This is a genomic window from Undibacterium sp. WLX3042 (genome assembly GCF_049544825.1).
GTDB lineage: Bacteria > Pseudomonadota > Gammaproteobacteria > Burkholderiales > Burkholderiaceae_D > Undibacterium.
This window is the reverse complement of the sequence record NZ_CP186698.1, coordinates 1,123,658-1,143,796: the sequence shown is the minus strand read 5'-3', so window position 1 is coordinate 1,143,796 and position 20,139 is coordinate 1,123,658. Positions and strand designations below refer to the sequence as shown.

The following is a 20,139-nucleotide window of genomic DNA, read 5'->3' as shown; positions in this document are numbered from 1 at the left end:
GATCATCAGATAGCGGCATTTTGCCATCCGCTGAATTTACTGCTCAGGCTTCATGCCAAATACGACGCGGTAAAAACGTCACGATCACAAACGCCTTTTGAGCGAAGGAGCGAAAGATGAATCCCGTCATCCACTTTGAAATGCCATATCAGGACGCTGCCCGCGTGGCGGATTTTTACAGCGCCGCCTTTGGCTGGCAGACACAGGCGCTCGGCCCCGCGATGAACAATTACGTCGTTGCCAACACCTGCGAAACCGCCGATGGACGACCCACGCAGCCAGGCACCATCAACGGCGGCTTTTTCGAGAAAACACCGGACAGCCCGGCGCAGCAGCCATCGGTGGTCATCGCGGTCGACAACATGCAGGCCGCCATCGCCAAAGTGACCAGCGCGGGAGGAACCGTTCTCGGCGAGCCCATGAACATCCCGGGCATCGGCACCTACGTCTCCTTCCTCGACACCGAAGGCAACCGCGTTGCCATGCTGCAAGCACTGCCGCCAGCCTGACACAGGCACAGCCACGGTCGTAGCACGGCACGGCAAGACGAGCCCGGCTTGGTCTATCCGCCCCCGGTGATCCAATCTGCTGCGTCTGAAGCCTTCAAAACGCCAAAAATATACTTCCCGGGGTATGTATACAAGCCCAATGTTTATGCAGGGATTTCGGGGTTTTTATTAAAAACAGGGGGGAGTATGCAGAATGAGAGCGTTTTCCTCACGGATTTGGGCGCATGCGTCTGTGCGCCAAACTGATGTGATAACCCGAAATATTTGAGCCTGCGACGAGCGCAGGCAGGCTCCTGTTGTTATACTGTATTTTTAATCAGTATAACGAAAAAAACTTGACCAGATAAGGACTTGCGACACATTAAAAATTGTTGCTTATTTTTCATCGAACTGATATTTTGCCATTTTGCACTTTAAAACAAGTTAGGCCTGCAACTGCATGGCGTCGTGTAAACTTACGAAACCGTTCTTGAAAAGAACAAAATAAATAATGAGGAAATTGTGAGTAAAGACGCATACAAAGATTTTACAAGGCGCTTCGGGCTACTGATTAAGAAGCACCCAGCCCTTATAACCATGACGCTAAGTAATATTTTCACCATGCGTCTTATTGGCAACAAAACGCATGGAGATCTTGCGGAAATTGCAATTTCTGAGTTTATAAATCAATACATGTATGATTTCAAATCAGTCCATGTTGGAAAAGATCTTTACAGAGCCAAGTCAAAAGAAGAAGACATAACCGTTGAGAATGAGATAACAAACGAAAAGTTTCCCATAAGCCTTAAAGCCTATGGCGATGGCCCGCTCCAGCTATCTACTGATAAGAATTTTCAGATGTACCCTTTGCTTGAAAGCATCGGCGAACAAATTACCGCCAAAGACCAGATAAGCAATATTTTTTCAAATCCGGCGTTTTCATGCTTCAGTGACATTAACGTCCTTCCCCTAATTTACAACGAAAAAAAACAGCGCTGTAACATTTTGGTTTTCGATGCGGAACGCGCTAGGGACGAGACTGCTTATATAAAGAAAGAAACCGAAGGTGCTGGCCGCAAACATCCGGCATATAGATTTTTCGATAAAAATGACTGCTACATCTGCGAAGTCAGATATGGAAATGCAGCGGCTAACGCCTTGCAGCGAGGACTTTGGACAAACACAAAAAATGCAACCCCATTTTTTTACAGTGTCACAAATGGATGGGTTGACTACTCTCACAACTTGGTTTTAGTAAAGCTGTTTTCACATGCGCTGGTATCCAGCGCAAAAGGACATGAAACCGCGCTTGAAGAAATTAAAAGTGACATTGCTAGATTAAAACAGGCGAATGGAATAAATGCGTAATTCAACGCTGTCTTTATTTGGTGGCACCATGCTTAACACCCCAGAGACCCAAGGGGTTAAGTACGCAGGATCAAAGCTGAAACTCATTCCACACATTTTGTCATTATTTGATGATCTGGAAGTAAAAACAGTATTCGATGGATTCTCAGGAACTACGAGAGTATCGCAGGCTTTTGCAAAATCCGGCTTCAAAGTCACAAGCAACGATATTTCTGAGTGGTCGCATGTATTCGGCTTGTGCTTTTTAAAAAACAAAAAGAAGGTTTCCGAATACAAAGAATTAATAGAACATTTGAACTCAGTGAAAGGCTACGACGGCTGGTTCACTAAAAACTATGGTGGCCATGATTTTTCGGGTAGTGCAGTACAACCAGACGGAACCAAAAAGCCTTGGCAAGTGCACAACACAAGGAGGCTTGATGGAATACGAGATGAAATTGATGCGCTGTGTTTGCCAGAAATAGAAAAGGCAGTTGCATTAACTAGTCTAATCCTTGCGATGGATGAGGTTGACAGCACGCTTGGTCATTTCACCTCTTATTTAAAAGATTGGTCTTCACGCTCGTATAAAGAAATGCGGCTGAAGGTGCCGAAAGTTTTCGAAAATACTGAAGAAAATATAGTTCTGAAAGGCGATATATTTGACTCGATGAAAAACATTGCGGTCGACTTCGCGTATTTTGATCCGCCCTACGGTTCCAATAATGAAAAAATGCCTCCATCGAGGGTGCGCTACGCCTCCTACTACCATGTTTGGGCAACCATTTGCAAAAACGACAAGCCGCCTGTTTTCGGCGCAGCTCTCCGTAGAGAAGACACCTCAGATCGATTGGCCGCCACGGTTTTTGAAGAGTTTAGAAAAGATAACGACGGCCAGTTTATTGCCGTAAAGGCAATTGAAAGATTGATTCAAAACGTCAATGCAAAATATGTGGCACTCTCTTATAGTTCTGGCGGAAAGGCTACCGCGGAAGAACTCAACGATATATTGAATCGCCACGGGAAGCTGATAAAGACCATAGAAATAGATCACAAAAAGAATGTGATGGCAGATATGAAATGGACGAACGAATGGTTGCGAGATGCTGAAGAACCAAACCGAGAATTCATCTTTCTAATCGACAAGCAGGCATAACAATTCGTTCCAGCGGACTCCGCTGGACTCAAACGTTATGCGACATTGTTATCACTAGAAGGAGTTTTTGATCCAGTTTCAATGATTTTTGCGTTGGCCATGAAAAATCCTCAGGCCACAACCTCGGCGATTGAAAATTACAATGCGCCTGGTAGAGTTGAGGCGGCTCAGTTACAACAAAGCGTCGCCGATTTTGCGATGCAGGCTGTGAAGTGTTATCACAAGTCGGCGAGGTTTCGAGGGGTTGATGTTCTTGGTTCGCCGTGGCCAGAAGAAAAGAAATTTGGGGCGCAAAAATCTGTTGTCCTACAAATCAATATCCAAGGCGTTACTGGCACGGGCTATCAAATGATTGTCGCTGCGATGGCGCGAGACAAGAGCTATCGTGCCTTTGTGTTGCAGGAGAACACTCGGATCCGCTACAACAAAAACTGTGCTCTTGAGCAATGGATTTCGGTTGATGGTTCAAATTAATGAGGTACGGGCCTGAACCTGCAATCGAGAGGGAGGTCCTTCCGCCTTATGCGCCGGTTAGCTCGGCGTTGTTCCCTAAATCCTCAAGCTTCCTTCAACAATCATCGCATCAGCCTGAGTCTGGCATTGCCCATCTGCCCTCGGCGATCCAATCCACCGCCCCAAAAAACGCCAAAAATATACTCCCCTAGGTATCGATACAAGCCCAATGTTGATGCAGGGGTTTGGGGTGTTTTCTTAAAAAATGGGGGGAGTATGCAAAATTCGGGCGGTTCGGTAACCTTTCACAGGATGACTAACACGCTTGACCGATGCGCCTGTGCATAAATCCGCCTTTATGCACAGATGAGTTTCCGGCGGTGAACTCAGGCAGGCGTGGCGAGTTTCAGGCCGATGATGCCGCAGACGATCAGGACGAGGCTGAGCAGGCGGGCCGGGTTGGCGGGTTCGCCGAACAGAAGGATGCCAAAAATCGCGGTGCCGACGGCGCCGACGCCGACCCAGATCGCGTAGGCCGTGCCGACCGGCAGGGCTTTCATGGCGATACCGAGTAAGCCCACGCTCACTGCCATCGCGGCCAGTGTCAAGGCACTGGGCCAGAAGCGGGAAAAACCTTCGGTATATTTGAGGCCGATCGCCCAGACGATTTCAAACAAGCCTGCGGCGATGAGGATGAGCCAGTTCATATTGTGTTCCTTGTGCGGTGGCAGGGTCGTCCCTGCAAAAAATCGGAACCGCAGAGGTCGTCCTCTGGCGGGGATGCTGCTGAATTCGGCGTTATCGGCAGTGGTGGTGGCTGCGGTTTTGCCGCATTTGCGTCGTGGCCTGCATTGTTGTGCTCATTGTTGTGTACTCGGTGGTGCCGATAGTGCCAGTCATTGTGCGGCCATCAGGCTGCTACAGGCACTAAAAATACTCCCCCCAGTATATTTTACAGCCCAATGTTTATGCTGAGATTTGGGGTGTTTTCTTAAAAACAGGGGGGAGTATATCTGCCGACACTGTTTAAAAATCGATGGGCAGGCTCCAGCCGGACGGAATCACATCGTGGCGCACGACGGCGCGTTGCTGGTGGCGGCGGGCGAGGCTGTCGGGGCTCCAGGTGCGTTCCCAACCGGGCGGATACGGTAATTGCCGGTCGAGCGCGGGCTGGCGCTGGCGCACGCCAATGACGGGCAGATACAGCGGCAGCGGGTTGTCGGCAGTGTCGGCACCGAGGCTGTAGGCGTAATCGGGCAGCAGCGCATCGCAGACGTCGGCAAACCAGGCGCTGTGATCTTCGTCGCGGCCCAATGCCTGCGCCAACCCGGCGGGGTCGAACTGCGCCAGTGCCTGACACAGTTCGGCGCTGCTGGCACCGGGCGCGTCGCCCCAGCCCATCACCGGATTAAAAATATAGTCAGCGCCGGAACCATACCAGCCTTCGCGGCAGGGGCGTTGCATCCAGTTGCGCGTGCCTGTGAATAACTGCCAGCGCCAATGCAGGCCGGAGGCTTTCGGCCAGATATACAGATACAGTTTTTGATAACCGGCGGCGTGCAACTCGCGCACCATCGCCATCAGGCGCGCCTGCGGCATGCGTTCCGGCGGGTCGCGCCGAAACAGGATCGGGCTGCCGTCGGCATGCTGGACGTCGTCGGTGGATAAGTTCAGATCAAGGGTGCGCTTTTCATCGCCAAAACGGGCGGCGACCCAGCCGGTCAGCAGATTCACCGCGGTCAGCACGCCGTAGCCGCGGTGACGGTGAAAAATAACAGTGCCAGGGGCGATCGTTTTCATGATGGTGCGTGGGACAGAAAAAACAGCTCAGCGATGATGAGGCGCAAGTGTAGCAGCTTTCAGCACACCGCCTGGCGCGTTACAATGACAGCCTCTGAGACTTCATTTTTCCGGCACACTATGAGCTTGCGTATCCTCGCCACCGGCGGCACTTTTGATAAACATTATGATGAAATCGCGGGCAAGCTGAGTTTTGCCGACAGCCATTTGCCGGAAGTGATACGCCGTGCGCGGCTGACGGTGCCAGTCGAGCTGGACATCTGCATGCTGATGGATTCGCTGGATATGGATGACAGCCACCGCCAGACGATATTAGCGGCTTGTCAGGCGTCGGCCGAAAAAGCGATTGTGATTATTCACGGCACCGACACCATGCGTGAAACAGCTGAGGTGCTGGGCGCGGCAAATCTTGGGAAAACCATCGTGTTTACCGGCGCGATGATTCCGTATGAAATTGCCAATTCCGATGCTTTGTTTAATCTGGGTTTTGCCTGTGCCGCTGCGCAATTACTGTCGCCGGGCGTGTATGTGGCGATGAACGGCAAAGTCTTTCCGTGGAACGACGTGCAGAAAAACCGCACGGCGGGCGTATTTGTGAATAAATGAGGATGACATCATGAGATGGCTGCTGGCAGTCGCACTGCTGACGATCTCCGCGCTGGCATCGGCGGCGGATGTGCGTTTTGACTCGTTTTATTTCTTTCAGTCTGAAAGTGTGATGCAACAAAAAGGCATCAATGTCGATAGCCTCGGCCGGTACACGCGGGCGTTGCAATCGCAGATTTACAAGGCATTTAAAAAGACGAAAGTCGCACCCAGTACAGGTTATGTCGTGATCGCGATCCGCTCGGATGGTGCGACCTATTCATGGCTGGATATGACGCCGACGGTGCACGAATATTTTGATAATCAGATTTACGATATCGTACAGAAACTGCCGCCACCGGAAGTGAAAACCGGCATCTTTGTGTTTGCGATGAAGATGGCGATCGATACCCCGGTCTTCACCAGAAAAGCCGTTCCTGAGCCTGCCGACTGGCCGGCAGCAAGAAAAAAAATCAGCAATCCGAATAACATTGAAGAACTGGTGATGTCGCTCTGGCCGGATTAAAAATTGCAGCAGCGAACATCGTATTTTTCATCGCATTAAAAAAACGGCGTGATTTCTGAGTAAGGAAATCACGCCGTTTTTGTATGGATAGTAGTCTGTTGACGGTTCGCTGCAGTAGCGAATGATTAGGCCAGCAATGCTTCCAGCGCTTCGGTCAGCAATTGCGATTCGGCATCGGTGCCAATGGAAATCCGCAGGAACTGTTCTATGCGTGGCAACCGGAAATGGCGCACGATGATATGTCGCTCCCGCAGGCGCTGTGCCAGCGTTGCCGCATCTTGCTGAGGATGGCGCGCAAACACAAAATTGGCGGATGAAGGCAGGACTTCAAATCCGAGTTCCTGCAAACGTGCCGTGAGCTTTTGCCGCGTGTTGATGACGGCATCACAGGTCAGTTTGAAATAGTCCTGATCTTGAAACGCGGCAATCGCACCGGCAACCGCAAGTCTATCCAGCGGGTAAGAATTGAAACTGTTTTTAACGCGGTTCAGCGCTTCGATCAGATCAGGATGGCCAACCGCCAGCCCGACCCGTAAGCCTGCCAGCGAACGTGATTTTGACAAGGTCTGCACCACCAGCAGATTCGGAAACTGCGCTACCAGGCTGATCGCCGAAGTACCGCCGAAATCAATATAGGCTTCATCTACCACCACGACGGAGCGCGGATTATTCTTCAGCAACTCAGTGATTTTTGCCAGACCAAGCGCACAGCCGGTTGGTGCATTCGGATTGGGGAAAATAATCGCGCCGCCATCTGCCTGTGCATAATCCTCGATATCAATCTGAAATTGCGCATTCAGCGGAATGGTTTTGTACGCGATGTCGTACAGGCCGCAATAGACCGGATAAAAACTGTAAGTAATATCCGGAAACAGCAAGGCGCTATCGTGTTTCAGCAATGCCTGAAACGTATGCGCCAGCACTTCATCTGAACTGTTGCCAACAAACACGTGTTGCGGTGTGACCCCGTAATAATCAGCAATCACTTCGCGCAGACGGTCTGAGCCCGGATCAGGATACAGGCGCAGATCACCAGAGGTGGCTTGCGTGATCGCTGCCAGCACTTTCGGCGACGGTGGATACGGGTTTTCGTTGGTGTTGAGTTTGATCAGATTTTGCAGCTTGGGTTGTTCGCCCGGCACATACGGTGTCAGGGTGTGTACAAGCTTGCTCCAGTATTGGCTCATGATGTTTTTACAAGTGGGACCGCGCACAACCGTTGTCTGGCGCTGATCGGGTGAAGATAAAAATATCGCTGGTGTTTGTGATGACGTTGGTCTTGCCGCAAAAAAGTAAGGGCAATCGGCCCTTACTTTTTATCAGACATAGTTTAGCCGATCAGACCATCTTCTTTGAACATGTGCTTGAGACCACGCAAAGCCTGACGGATGCGCGACTCGTTTTCGATCAGCGCAAAGCGCACGTAGTCGTCACCGTATTCACCGAAACCGATGCCGGGCGAGACGCAGAGTTTGGCTTTTTCCAGCACTTGCTTGGCAAATTCGAGTGAGCCGAGATGGCGGTAATGTTCTGGAATATGCGCCCAGATATACATCGACGCTTTCGGCTTATCGACCATCCAGCCGATGTCGTGTAAACCTTTGACCAGCACATCGCGGCGATTCTGATACTGATCGCGAATCTCGTGCACACAGGTCTGATCGCCTTCCAGCGCGGCAATTGCCGCCACCTGCACCGGCGTGAAACTGCCGTAATCGTGATAGCTCTTGATGCGCGCCAGTGCGGCGACTAATTCTTTGTTGCCGACCATGAAACCGATGCGCCAGCCTGCCATGTTATAACTTTTCGACAGCGTGAAAAATTCCACCGCCACGTCACGCGCGCCCGGCACCTGCATAATGGATGGCGCTTTCCAGCCGTCATACACGATATCGGCATACGCCAGATCATGCACGATCAGAATATTGTGTTCTCTGGCGAGTTTCACCACACGTTCGAAAAATTCCAGCTCGACACATTGCGCGGTCGGATTTGATGGGAAACCGAAAATCATCATCTTCGGTTTCGGATAAGTTTCGCGTATCGCGCGTTCCAGTTCGCTGAAAAAATCCACGTCCGGACTCATGCGTATCGAGCGGATATCGGCACCCGCAATCACCGCGCCGTAAATGTGTATCGGGTAACTCGGATTCGGTACCAGTACGGTGTCGCCTTTGTCCAGCGTCGCCAGCATCAGATGCGCCAGACCTTCTTTTGAACCTATGGTGACGATGGCTTCGGAATCGGGATTCAGATCAACCGCGTAACGGTCTTTATACCAGCGCGCAATCGCACGACGCAGGCGCGGTATGCCTTTGGAAGCTGAATACCCATGCGTATCAGGCCGTTGCGCGACTTCGACGAGTTTATCGACGATGTGTTTTGGTGTCGCGCCATCCGGATTGCCCATGGACATATCGATGATGTCTTCGCCACGGCGACGGGCGGCCATCTTGAGTTCGGCCGTGATATTAAACACGTAAGGCGGCAGACGATTGATGCGGGAGAACGAAAATTTTGGCGAGGAAGCAGGCGTGGATGCAGGTGTATTTTCACCCGTTGAACCCCGGCCCGGCGGAGTAAGTGTGTTTGTCATGATCAGTTTGTGTGTGGTTAACGTAGCGCCCGGAACCGTCCGAGCGACGTGGAAGCGCGAACTTCCTTTTTCATTGTACTCACCAAATGACGATGTTCACAAGACTTTTGTACTGCTAAAAAAAGATGCTTACGCTATGCTGTCGTCATTCATCAGCGTTCACAGAAATACGGAGAAAATTATGTCGCAGCATCAGGCAGCAATCGTGCAGGATTTACCATTGCACGCGGTATATCTGAGTTTTGATTTACAGGAAAACGCCAGTCAAACTGCGGTACGTCAGGCTTTACAACAATTACAGGCGCTGGCTGACGGGCAGCGTGTGGTGATCGGCATCGGTGCGTCGCTGGCCGGATTTTTACAGGTCAGCGTGCCTGGCTTACGCGAATTCACCGGCATAGCAGGCAGCAAAGTCCGCTTGCCTGTCACACCGGCGGCGTTGTGGTGTTGGTTGCGTGAAGATGAACGTGGCGAGTTGTTGCATCAGCAAATCCGCTTGCAACAGGCACTGGCTGGCGCGTTTGTTTTGCAGCAAAAAACCGAGGCGTTCAAATATGCCGGTGGCCGCGATCTCAGCGGTTACGAAGACGGAACAGAAAATCCGCAAGGCGATGAGGTGCTGGCGGTTGCGATTGCAGCTGATGGCGGCAGCTACGTCGCGATACAGCAATGGGAACACCGTTTTGAACGTTTGCAGGCAATGCCGCAAGCGGAACAGGACAATATGATAGGGCGGCGTAAAGACGACAATGAAGAATTGGACGAGGCGCCGGAATCGGCCCATGTGAAACGCACCGCGCAGGAAAATTTCGAGCCGGAAGCCTTCGTGATGCGCCGTTCTATGCCGTGGGCAGATGGCGCGCGCGGCGGTTTGTATTTCGTCGCATTTGCGACTTCTTATGCGGCGTTTGAAGCACAGTTGCGTCGCATGTCGGGTGCTGAAGATGGTATAACCGATGCGTTGTTTCAATTCACGCAGCCGCAAACCGGCAGTTATTTCTGGTGCCCGCCGCTGTTATCCGGTAAAGCCGATCTGCGCTTGCTTGGTGTGGCCTGAATGTTCCTGTTCTAACAAGCACATAAATTCTTCCATCGGCAAAGGTTTGGAAAACAGATAGCCCTGAAATGCCGTGCAGCTGTGTTTAATCAGAAATGCACGCTGGGCGCTGGTTTCCACACCTTCCGCAATAACGTTCAGACCGAGATTGATACCCAGTGCGATGATGGCGCGAACGATGGTCGCATCATTTTCATCGTGGCTCAGATCTCGTACAAATGACTGATCGATTTTCAGCTGATTCAGCGGCAGTCGCTGCAGATAGGCTAATGAAGAATACCCGGTACCGAAATCATCCATAGAAAAAGCGATACCGAGTTTTTTCAACTCGCGCATTTTTTCTGTGGTGGCATCGATGTTGTCGAGAATGGCACTTTCGGTCAGCTCAATTTTAAGCAGCGCTGGATTAATCTGATGCCGTGCGACGATCTCACTCAGTGTTTCGACAAACGACGTGAGTTGAAATTGTTTGGCACTGACATTCACTGCCAGGCTCAGGTTTGAAGTGGCGGCTGATTTTTCCCATTGCTTCAATTGCGCACAAGCGGTTTCTAAAACCCACTGACCGATAGGAATGATCAACCCGGTTTCTTCTGCCAGCGGAATAAATTCAGCCGGCGAGATGAAGCCGCGATCCGGATACCACCAGCGTATCAGTGCTTCAGCGCCCAGAAATTTACCGTCAGCATTCACTTGCACCTGATAGTAAAGCTGGAACTGGTTCTGTGATAATGCCAGTCGCAGATTCGATTCCAGCAGCATGCGCACCAGTAATATCGCCTGCATTGCCGGATCGAAAAAGCGAACGGTATTTCGCCCGGCAGTCTTGGCTTCATACATGGCGGTATCAGCCCGCTTGAACAAGTCTTTGACCGTGATTTCGTCACCCTGAAATAAGCATACGCCTATGCTGCTGGAACCATGATGTTAAAAATCGGCAATCTGGTATGGTTCACTCAGAATCTGGCGGACTTTTTCTGAAATTTTATCTGCCTGAATAATCGCTTCTTTTCTGTCTGCACTGAGTTCTTCAAGTATGACAACAAACTCATCGCCACCTAGTCGGCCAACGGTGTCGCTTTCGCGTATGCAACTGCTTAAACGCTTTGCTGTTTCTATCAATAACAAATCACCCGCGTCGTGCCCACGGGTGTCGTTCAGATTTTTGAAGTTATCCAGATCGATGAAAAAGATGGCGCTGTGACTGCTGTTGCGCTGACGAACAGAAATCAGATGTTCCAGGCGATCCATCAGCAAGCGGCGATTCGGTAACTGCGTCAGCGAATCGTAAAATGCGAGTTTGCGGATATCTGCTTCATAACTTTTGGAAAGACTGATGTCGGTGAATGAGGCAACATAGTTGCTGATTTCCTGGCCTTCCATGATGGCTGTCAGTGTCAGCATTTGCGGGAACGCTTCGCCATTGCGGCGGAGGCTCCACAGTTCTCCGTTCCAGAAATGTTTCTCTTTCAATGAGTCAAAAATTCTTTGAAAAAAAGCGCTGTCCTGCTCATCGCTTCTGTAAACAGGGGGGCGTTTTCCCAGCATATCTTCTGCGGTGAATCCTGTGATCCGGGTGAATGCCTGATTAACTTTCAGAATTTTCCAATTGGCATCGGTGATGAAAATACCTTCTTGTGATTCGAAGGTGCAGGCAGCGATATGCAAATCTCTTTCCGCTTGTTTGCGGTCTGTAATATCGCTGAGAAAACAATGCCAGAGCATAGCGCCATCGGCTTCGCGCTCAGGCAGTCCATCGACAAACAACCAGCGCACACTGCCGTCAAGGCGATAAAAGCGAAATTCCGTTTGCCATGGCGACAGTTCTCGGGTTGCCTGTGCGAGTTGTTGTCTGGCTGTCTCTACATCACGAGGATCGATTCGGTCTATGAGCTGCTGCGCGTTATCTTTGACGTCTTGATGACTGACTTCTAACATCTGCAAGATGCCGATACTGGCGTAAGGGATGCTCGTGGTTTTGTCAGAACGTACCCGGTATTGTATTGCCAGGCCGGGCAGGCGGGACGTCACTTTATTGAGCTGCTGATAGGTTTCGTTTATTTTTTTACTGGCGATTGCGTTTTCTGATCGCATGGCGTTGATCATCAGAGCAATCAAGGCAATCGTGGTCACATATGCCCAGACTACAACCAGACCGGACGCCTCGAAACTGGAAAACCTGCCGAGATTATTCGATGCGGCCCAGGTCGAGAATATGGCCAAGGCCAGGGTGATGCTGCTGACCGTCAACAGGCTGAATCGCATCGCGGCCCAGATCATCATGGCGACAATCACGAAACTGAGACGCAGATAGTTATACGGCGACAAAAAAACGAACCAGTTCGCAGCTACGAGCAGAATCAGAAACATCAAAATTTCTTTTTTATGCTCAAGTGCACGTAAAGAGTGTCGCGATATTGCAAGTAACACCGGGCTGGCCAGTAAAGCACCCACGGTGTCACCGGCAACCCAGATGTACCAGGTGCTAACGGTGAAGGGTTTACCAGACAGAATGCTTAAAGCCAGTGTGCCAAATGTCGCAGAAATCATCGCGCCGGCGAGCGAAGACATCGTAAACCACAGTACATCGCGGCGCGCCGCAAAGTGCAGGTCGAAATTTTTTTTATGAAGCATCCAGCAGGTTGCCGCAGGCCCGGTCGTGGAACCGATGGCAAGTAAGATTGCTTGATAAATGGATAATTTCCACCATAACTCCGTGAGCAGAATCGCAATGAAAATTGCTGGAATCATCACTTTGCCATAGCGAAAAATAACGGCAATCGAGACACCGGCAGGCAACCAGAGCAGGCTGAGATTTGAATCGCGATAAGTAATGGAGATTGCCAGGCTGCAAGCGAGAAAATAGATCAGTATCACTGACAGTATCCGGGGAAGCGACTGCTTTGATCTGAAGCGGGCAAACAAGCTGGGGTTCTGCGTCTTTAACATGAAAATTGAATGATGACTAAGCCTGGCTATTATGCGTTATAACGGCAATGAATTGAGTTGGGACATTGCCGGAATTTTTTGTGCAGACATAAAGAACTGATGTCTCTCTTTTGATGTATCTCTTTCTTAGCGGAATGAATCATTCTAATAAAATGATGCTGCGGGTTCTGTCTGAGTCTGATCGGTTCTTTTGTGCAGAATGCTGTCCGGCATTTTTGCGTGTGTCGCATGAGGCGACACAGTTTCCTTGTCTGGCTTGAATGCTGTTAGCATACTCGGTAGAGTATAGGGAATCATGCCCGTATAACTCATATAAACACTACTCAGGAGAACGAAGATGGCAGATACTCCCCCGTTAAAGATAGTTTCAGGGAATGCGTTAAGCGATGCACAGAAAAAAGATCTGATGCACAGGCTGGCGCGTATCGAAGGCCAGTTGCGCGGTGTGCAAAAACTGATTGCCAAGGCAGATACGGCAGAAGATTGTGAAGGTATCGCGCAACAGATGTCGGCAGCACGCAAGGCACTGGATCGTTCTTTTGTGACTTTGCTGACGGATTCTGTCGTCACTCAGGCTGAAAAAGCGAAGACCACTGCAGAGGCGATTGAGGGCAGCAAGCGCCTCGCTGCACTGTTAGAAAAATTCGCCTGATGCCGTAATGCCGCCGACGCTGCTTGCCGGCAGCATCAGCGTTTGCGGGGGGGATTCAGGCCGCGATATGTCTGCTCTGGCGTTGCGGAGTGGCTTTGGCTGTCGTTTTTTCTGCTGCGGGTTTACTGCTGGTTTGTTTATGCCTGGCATCGCCCGCATAGTCGCTGGATACCAGCGCCAGCGCAGCTTCTCTTTCCATGCCGCGTTCTTCCTGTAACCATCTGCTGACCAGACCTGCCAGACGATCAAGGGCAATTTTGTGGGTGGCATCTGTATTCGTATACATCCAGTCAGAGAAAGCCAGGAAATTTTCAAACGGCGCGTCGCCCAGAACCACGGGTAAAGTATTTGCAAAGCGTCCCGAGTTCGCCACCATGTCCCAGTAACGCGCAAAGCGCACCAGCTTTTGCATGTCGGCGAAGGGCACATCTTTATTCGCCAGTATCGTGTACGGTGGTTGCGGATCGAATGTCAGCTGGAACGCTTCGGTGTGACGTATCACCGGCGTGCCGCGTAAGCGTTTCAAAATACCGAACTGAATTTCATGCGGACCGAGCGCGACCAGTTTGTTAAAGCCCGCCGCAAAACTTTGCATCGTTTCCCCGGGGAGACCAGCAATCAGATCGACATGCAAATGGGCGTGTGAGTGTTCGCACAACCAGCGTATATTTTCGGCTGCTTTGTCGTTGTTTTGCTTACGGCTGATCAGGCTTTGCACTTCAGGATTAAAACTCTGAATACCGATTTCAAATTGCAGCGTGCCTTCGGGGAATTTTTGTATCCCTTCTTTCAGTGCGTCGGGCAAATGATCGGGAACCACTTCAAAATGGGCAAACACCGGATCATCCGGTGCGGCAGCCAGCTTATCCAGAAAAAACTGCATGATTTTCAGGCTGGTCTTGATATTCAGATTGAATGTACGGTCAACAAATTTGAATAAGCGTGCACCGCGCTGATACAGGCTTTCCATCTCCGCCAGAAAGACATCGATATCAAACGGCCAGGCGGTTTTATCGAGTGACGATAAACAGAATTCGCATTTGAACGGACAACCGCGTGAGGCTTCGACGTACAAAGTGCGGTGGCGGATATCCTGATCGCTGTAGAGCTGATACGGCAGACGGATATCGTTCATCGGTGGCTGCAGCCCCGCATGGATTTTCATTAAAGGTTGCGGGCCACGCAAAATTTGCTGGCACAAATGGGCAAAGCTGATATCGCCCCAGCCGGTAATCACATAGTCTGCAAGACGGATAATTTCCTGATCACCTGTTTCGTGCGATACCTCTGGCCCGCCAAGAATCACGACCACATCCGGCGCCACCCGTTTCAGAATCGCAACGATCTGGGTCGTTTCAACCACGTTCCAGATATATACACCGAAGCCGACGATGAATTTTTGCCCTGGTTGACGAAAGGCAAGAATTTTTTCCACCACGTCAGTGCTGCGCGCCCCGATCACGAACTCACGAATTTTTGTCTGTTCCTGTAACTCTCCCATATTTGCGAGCAGATAACGCAGACCCAGTGAGGCATGGGTATAGCGGGCATTCAGGGTAGTCAGCAGGATAGTCATGGAGCAGAGAGCAGGCAGAAAGTCGCTATTGTACGCTGTGCGCGGACAATGCTGATTGGTGGTCTTGGGGTATGCCGGAACTTGTCTGGTAGCAGCATATCCGGCGTTGTCATTGCAATGCAGAGCAGTGTAAGAAGGCTCGCGATGTCTTCTTTATTCCGGCTATTTGTAATTTCACTCCTGCGTTTCTGCAGTTCGTCGCATACCGCTCGCTGCTCGACAAACGTTCTTCTACAGTACACACATCAAACAACCACTGAAGGAGAAATAAAATGACATCATCACTGAAAAACACCACCATTTTTGCAGTCGCTGTGTGTGCTGCAGTTTTCGTTACCGGCAGTGCTTTCAACACTGTCAATCATGGTACACAGAATAAAATCCAGACTGTCACCATCACTGCAAAGGCAATGACGGAAGCGCAAAAACTGGCGTATGACGCTGAACAAAACGGGATACAAACTGTCGTGATTTCCGCTAAACGCCTGACGACGGAGCAAAAACTGGCAATGGATCAGCAAGACCAAAAGGACCAGTTCAAACAGCAATCTGTCGCAGAGAAAAACAGTCGCCGCACTGCGATCTGAGGGGAAACATTGATGAGGTATAAATTATTGAAATCAGTGGTTCAAAAAGGCGATGGGCTGTCAGGAGCTGCGACCAATTAGAGCAGGTGCGTTTTTAAAACAAAGCGATGCACCTGAAAGATTGTGGATTGTTTTGCTTTGAAAACATGCCGGAACGAGAATTTTTTGTCGCCCGCAGTATGTGGCATACTGCGACCTCTTTCAAACAAAGTGGTCGCATGATGAATACCGAAGAACGTCTGATTGATCTGGAAATCCGTTTGTCACGACAGGATGATCTGGTCGATACCCTGAATACGCAGGTGTATCGTCAACAGAAAAAAATTGATGAGCTGGAAGCCTTGTGTGCTGCGATGGCAGGCCGTATCCGTGAACTGGCGGTAATGGCGAGCCAGAAAAATACAGTCATCGACGAAAGACCACCGCATTATTAAATTTTCACTCAGCATTACCGGTTACTGAAAATACGGCAGATGAAAAAAGGACGAAAGCTGCAAGGCGTTTCGTCCTTTTTTGTTATGGCCTGCGTGACGACGCAGGAATGAAGCTGGTTATGGTTGTGGCGCGTAATTCAAAGGTGCCCAGGCATAGCCTTTGCCTTCTTTGCGCACGTAGCCCAAGCCTGGGAATGCCAGGTGTGATGCACCCACCAGATAAGACTGCTGCGCTGCATCGGCATAGCCTTTTTTACGTTCAACAGCTGCCGCTTTAGAGTCGGTGTCAAATTGAATAGTGACGGATGGATTCGCAAACTGTACCGCAGCGACGTGCATCAGATCCCCCCACAGTACCAGTGTCTGACCTTTGCTTTCGATTTTATAAATGCTGTGGCCGGCTGTGTGACCGTGTGCTGGCAAGGCCTTGATACCAGGCACCAGTTCTGTCGCTCCGTCAAACGCTTTGAATTTTCCGGCTTTGACATAAGGATTCAGTGAAGCCATCGCACCCTGGAAGAAACCTTTGCTGTCCTGCGGTGCTTTGTCCAGATTGGCCTGATTCAGCCAGAAATCAACATCGTGCTGATCGGCACGTACGACGGCATTCGGGAACACCATTTTTTCGCCATCCATCAGACCACCGACATGGTCAGGATGCATGTGTGTGATGTAAATTTCATCGACCTGCTCTGGCTGATAACCGGCGGCTTTCAGGTTAGCCTGCATTTTTCCCAGAGTAGGGCCGAACAAAGCGCCGGCACCAGCATCAATCAGGACCAGTTTGCTGCCGGTATTGATCAGATAAGCGTTGACGGAGGTATCCAGCGGGCTGTGTTGATGCAATTTAGCGAGTGCCTGATTGACTTTCGCCGGTGTGGTATTGGTCAGTAACTTATCCACAGGAAGTTGCACCGTACCGTCTGATATTGCTGTGACTTCAAAGTCACCCAACATCGTTCTGTAAAAGCCAGGTGCAGCAGTTTTTACCAAGGGCGCTGCAGCATAAGCAGTGTTGACGGAGAGTGCCAATACGCTGGCAGTAGCAAATATTCCGGCAGACAACAGATGCGATACTTTCATTTTTTTTCCTTCAAAGTTATTGATCGGACAAACATGGAAAGCTGATTATGCCGAATAAATGCAAAGTTTGCAGACGACCGGTCTATTTTTTTTGCGGCGCAGCCATCATTGACCTGGCCGGCTGCGTGAAGAATTAGTTGATCAGCGCGTCGGTCAGCGAACCGATATCTTCTTGCGACTCAGTCAGAATTTCTTGTAAAGACTTGTCTCCGACCATGAAGTCGATGGTATCGGTGTTCGCTGTTATCCTGGTCTGATGGCGTTGTCTCAGCGGAGAGACCGTATCGGTAAGATGATTCGCCAACAATAAGGTATCGCCCAGACTGACGGGAGGGATGGCGGGGTCACCTTGCCAGAAACTTTCTATGCCGGTCAGTACCCGCTTGGGGATCATTAATTTCTGCAGCACTGCGCGGGCGATTTCCAGCTCATGGGATTCGTCAGCGGATGGAGAATCCACTTCTGTTCCGGCTTCTAATAACGCAGGAAATTCTTCTGCACGCGATAGCAAATAGAAACCGCCAACTTCATGCACGACGCCGGCAAATAGTGCCGTTTCAGGATCAATCTTGCTGACTTTGCGTGCTAAAAGATGGGCGATTGCCGCGACGGTTGCAGAATGCACCCACAGATATTCCATTTTTTCCCGGATGGCATGATCCGAAATTGCCAGGCATATCTGACGCATGATGACAGCGGCAACGACGGATCGTAAAGTGCTGAATCCCAGAATCGAAATGGCCATGCGCACATTGGTAATACCACCACCAAAGCGGCTGTAGGCAACCGAATTGGCGACAGCGATGATACGTGCGGCGACTAATGGCTCCTGAATAATCAGTCTGGCGATGTTGTCGATTCCGTATTGCGGAGTGTCCAGTGCCTTCTGAATTTTGAGTGTTGCCCGGACGTTGGCAGGAAACACCAGTTCGCCCGAGCTGATTTGTGCAACGATGTTACGTAATGCTTGCGACTTTATTACTTCTGACTTCTTCATAAATACTGATAACCGTCTGTTTTACCAAACGTATGGTGGCGGGAATCATGTTTTCATCCCCAGAGTTTTTACAATTCTTCCTGCCGTTGCAGATAGCAAAGATACCGGTGCAGTCGCATCGGTGATACCGGTCTGCACCCGCTGTGCGGGGCGATGATAACGTCCGTCCGTATCAAGTTTAAATGCAGAAACAGCCCGCGCAAGATTGCCAGCCTGTTCTTCCATACTTTCTGCCGCTGCTGCTGCCTGTTCTACCAATGCCGCATTCTGCTGGGTCATTTCGTCCATCTGTGTGATTGCACGATTGACTTCTTCAATGCCGGAACTTTGTTCCTGACCCGCAGCAGTGATTTCTTCCATGATGTCCGCGACATGTCTGACGGAACGGACAATTTCTTCCATGGTTTTACCTGCTGCTTCAACTAATTTGTCGCCGGCCCCGACTTTTTCTACTGAGTCGCCAATCAGCGTTTTGATTTCTTTGGCGGCGTTGGCGCTGCGCTGTGCCAGATTCCTGACCTCGCTTGCCACCACGGCAAATCCACGCCCTTGTTCGCCAGCGCGGGCTGCTTCAACTGCAGCATTGAGTGCAAGAATATTGGTCTGAAAGGCAATTCCATCAATCACACTGATGATATCGACTATTTTACGCGAACTTTCTTTAATCGAATTCATGGTGTCAACAACTTTGCCGACTTCTTCACCACCCTTGATCGCAAAACTGGATGCGGAAGTCACCAGCGCGTTTGCCTGCCGAGCGTTATCGGCATTATGCCGTACGGTTGCGGTGATTTCTTCCATGGAGCTTGCCGTTTCCTCCAGTGCGCCTGCCTGCGATTCTGTGCGTGATGACAGATCGGCATTCCCGGTCGAGATTTCGACGGATGCAATCGCAATCGCGTCAGTACCTTGTCTGACTTCGCTGACGATGTGATACAGGTTGTCGTTCATTTCCTTGAGTGCCAGCAGTAACTCGCTGATTTCATCGTGACCTTCAGGCTCTTCATGAAAAGACAACTCACCGGCAGCAACCCGTTTTGCTATCGCGACGGCCTCACGTAGCGGAGCAGTGATACTGCGTGTGAGGAAAACGGAAATGGCAATACCTGCGCATAAAACCAGCAGCGCCATGATTACCAGCGTTCCCACGGTTTTGTTTGCCGTACTTTCGGATCGCGATGCCAGTTCTGCCGAGGCCGCATCCTGCAAGGCAACCAGTTTGTTAATTTCCAGCAGGGCTTTCTGCTGTAAAGGATCGATCTGCGTGGAGATGACTTTGACCGCTTCTTCGCCATTAAACGAGAGTAACATTTTGAAGGCTTCTTTGGTCGGAGCATCGACTTGCTGATTGAAGCTGAGCACGGCGTCGAGAATTTTTTTCTCTGCATCATTGAGACCGAGTGCAATCAATTTCTGATGTGCCTCGTTAAACGCATTCTGCTGATTTTTGACGATCACTTTCTGTTTGTCGATTTCGGCCAGATCTGTCTGCAATCCTATATTCCGGATCGCCAGACCACCTTCGAGCAAACTGCTTCTCATCTTTGCTGCCAGTGCTGTTTTGCTATGGGACAGTTCTATGCCCGTCAGCATCTGTTGACGGTTGCGTGCACTGAGCGCGCTGCCGATCATCAGCATCGCAAGCAAAGAAACCAGGATAACGCCGAAGCCGGTTGCGAGACGGGTTCCGATACGAAGTTGGCGCAGATTCATTTGGGCGTCCTTTACAAAATATAACGAAATACGATTGCACAGAAAATAATGTCCGTGAAATAATCAACGCACATCCATCTCGTCGATTACCGGGTTTTACTTATTACTCAGTGTCGTTCATCTTTTAAGCAAGCACGATG

Annotated in this window: 18 protein-coding genes and 1 pseudogene; 10 read left to right on the top strand and 9 right to left on the bottom strand. The window is 50.4% G+C overall.

From position 1 onward, the window contains the following. Positions 1-116 precede the first annotated feature (116 nt). From ACPAOP_RS05150 to ACPAOP_RS05135, 4 genes are all read left to right on the top strand, one after another. Complete coding sequence (locus tag ACPAOP_RS05150; RefSeq protein ID WP_423709545.1) at positions 117-509, top strand: VOC family protein; 393 nt, start codon at positions 117-119, stop codon at positions 507-509. Positions 510-1,010: 501 nt separating this feature from the next. After that, positions 1,011-1,856, top strand: coding sequence for a hypothetical protein (locus ACPAOP_RS05145; RefSeq protein ID WP_423709544.1), 846 nt, complete (start codon positions 1,011-1,013; stop codon positions 1,854-1,856). Next, the gene (locus tag ACPAOP_RS05140) at positions 1,849-2,991 is read left to right on the top strand and encodes a DNA adenine methylase (RefSeq protein WP_423709543.1); all 1,143 of its coding nucleotides are present in this window, start codon (positions 1,849-1,851) and stop codon (positions 2,989-2,991) included. The genes ACPAOP_RS05145 and ACPAOP_RS05140 overlap by 8 nt, the downstream gene beginning before the upstream one ends. Positions 2,992-3,090: 99 nt before the next feature. Further along, positions 3,091-3,465, top strand: coding sequence for a hypothetical protein (locus ACPAOP_RS05135; RefSeq protein WP_423709542.1), 375 nt, complete (start codon positions 3,091-3,093; stop codon positions 3,463-3,465). 365 nt (positions 3,466-3,830) lie between these two features. Here the strand turns inward: ACPAOP_RS05135 and sugE are convergent, their stop codons facing one another. Both sugE and ACPAOP_RS05125 read right to left on the bottom strand, forming a co-directional pair. Next, on the bottom strand, positions 3,831-4,151 hold the full coding sequence (gene sugE / locus ACPAOP_RS05130) for a quaternary ammonium compound efflux SMR transporter SugE (RefSeq protein ID WP_423709541.1): 321 nt from the start codon (positions 4,149-4,151) through the stop codon (positions 3,831-3,833). 319 nt (positions 4,152-4,470) lie between these two features. After that, entirely contained in the window at positions 4,471-5,244 is a 774-nt protein-coding gene (locus ACPAOP_RS05125; protein WP_423709540.1) for an L-asparaginase, read from the bottom strand. Positions 5,245-5,364: 120 nt separating this feature from the next. On the opposite strand from ACPAOP_RS05125, the gene ACPAOP_RS05120 reads away from it, so the two are divergent. Together ACPAOP_RS05120 and ACPAOP_RS05115 are read left to right on the top strand one after the other, a co-directional pair. Next, positions 5,365-5,850, top strand: a complete 486-nt coding sequence (locus ACPAOP_RS05120) for an asparaginase domain-containing protein (protein ID WP_423679887.1) — start codon at positions 5,365-5,367, stop codon at positions 5,848-5,850. 10 nt (positions 5,851-5,860) lie between these two features. Then, positions 5,861-6,355, top strand: a complete 495-nt coding sequence (locus ACPAOP_RS05115) for a hypothetical protein (protein WP_423679886.1) — start codon at positions 5,861-5,863, stop codon at positions 6,353-6,355. Between the two features lie 125 nt (positions 6,356-6,480). On the opposite strand, the gene hisC is transcribed toward ACPAOP_RS05115, so the two are convergent. Beyond that, complete coding sequence (gene hisC, locus ACPAOP_RS05110; RefSeq protein ID WP_423709539.1) at positions 6,481-7,542, bottom strand: histidinol-phosphate transaminase; 1,062 nt, start codon at positions 7,540-7,542, stop codon at positions 6,481-6,483. A 143-nt stretch (positions 7,543-7,685) separates the two neighbouring features. Further along, complete coding sequence (alaC, locus tag ACPAOP_RS05105) at positions 7,686-8,951, bottom strand: alanine transaminase (RefSeq protein WP_423709538.1); 1,266 nt, start codon at positions 8,949-8,951, stop codon at positions 7,686-7,688. Positions 8,952-9,132: 181 nt separating this feature from the next. Between alaC and ACPAOP_RS05100 the strand changes: the two genes are divergently transcribed. Next, on the top strand, positions 9,133-10,008 hold the full coding sequence (locus ACPAOP_RS05100) for a Dyp-type peroxidase (protein WP_423709537.1): 876 nt from the start codon (positions 9,133-9,135) through the stop codon (positions 10,006-10,008). On the opposite strand, the pseudogene ACPAOP_RS05095 reads toward ACPAOP_RS05100, so the two are convergent. Further along, positions 9,967-12,885: pseudogene (locus ACPAOP_RS05095) on the bottom strand (bifunctional diguanylate cyclase/phosphodiesterase). The gene ACPAOP_RS05100 and the pseudogene ACPAOP_RS05095 overlap by 42 nt on opposite strands. Before the next feature lie 409 nt (positions 12,886-13,294). Between ACPAOP_RS05095 and ACPAOP_RS05090 the strand changes: the two are divergent. Further along, complete coding sequence (locus ACPAOP_RS05090) at positions 13,295-13,609, top strand: metal-sensitive transcriptional regulator (protein ID WP_423709536.1); 315 nt, start codon at positions 13,295-13,297, stop codon at positions 13,607-13,609. A gap of 55 nt (positions 13,610-13,664) precedes the next feature. Here ACPAOP_RS05090 and ACPAOP_RS05085 read toward each other — a convergent pair whose 3' ends face one another. Beyond that, positions 13,665-15,185: a DUF4080 domain-containing protein gene (locus tag ACPAOP_RS05085; RefSeq protein WP_423709535.1), complete on the bottom strand. Its 1,521-nt coding sequence runs from the start codon at positions 15,183-15,185 to the stop codon at positions 13,665-13,667. 272 nt (positions 15,186-15,457) lie between these two features. On the opposite strand from ACPAOP_RS05085, the gene ACPAOP_RS05080 reads away from it, so the two are divergent. Both ACPAOP_RS05080 and ACPAOP_RS05075 read left to right on the top strand, forming a co-directional pair. Further along, positions 15,458-15,772, top strand: coding sequence for a hypothetical protein (locus ACPAOP_RS05080; protein ID WP_423679879.1), 315 nt, complete (start codon positions 15,458-15,460; stop codon positions 15,770-15,772). A 107-nt stretch (positions 15,773-15,879) separates the two neighbouring features. After that, positions 15,880-16,206, top strand: a complete 327-nt coding sequence (locus ACPAOP_RS05075) for a SlyX family protein (protein ID WP_423679878.1) — start codon at positions 15,880-15,882, stop codon at positions 16,204-16,206. Positions 16,207-16,323: 117 nt separating this feature from the next. Here the strand turns inward: ACPAOP_RS05075 and ACPAOP_RS05070 are convergent, their stop codons facing one another. From ACPAOP_RS05070 to ACPAOP_RS05060, 3 genes are all read right to left on the bottom strand, one after another. Continuing rightward, a complete protein-coding gene (locus ACPAOP_RS05070) occupies positions 16,324-17,289 on the bottom strand; it encodes an MBL fold metallo-hydrolase (RefSeq protein WP_423679877.1) in 966 nt (321 codons plus the stop codon). 133 nt (positions 17,290-17,422) lie between these two features. Beyond that, positions 17,423-18,286, bottom strand: coding sequence for an HDOD domain-containing protein (locus ACPAOP_RS05065; protein ID WP_423679875.1), 864 nt, complete (start codon positions 18,284-18,286; stop codon positions 17,423-17,425). Positions 18,287-18,331: 45 nt separating this feature from the next. After that, entirely contained in the window at positions 18,332-19,999 is a 1,668-nt protein-coding gene (locus tag ACPAOP_RS05060) for a methyl-accepting chemotaxis protein (RefSeq protein ID WP_423679874.1), read from the bottom strand. Positions 20,000-20,139 lie beyond the last annotated feature (140 nt).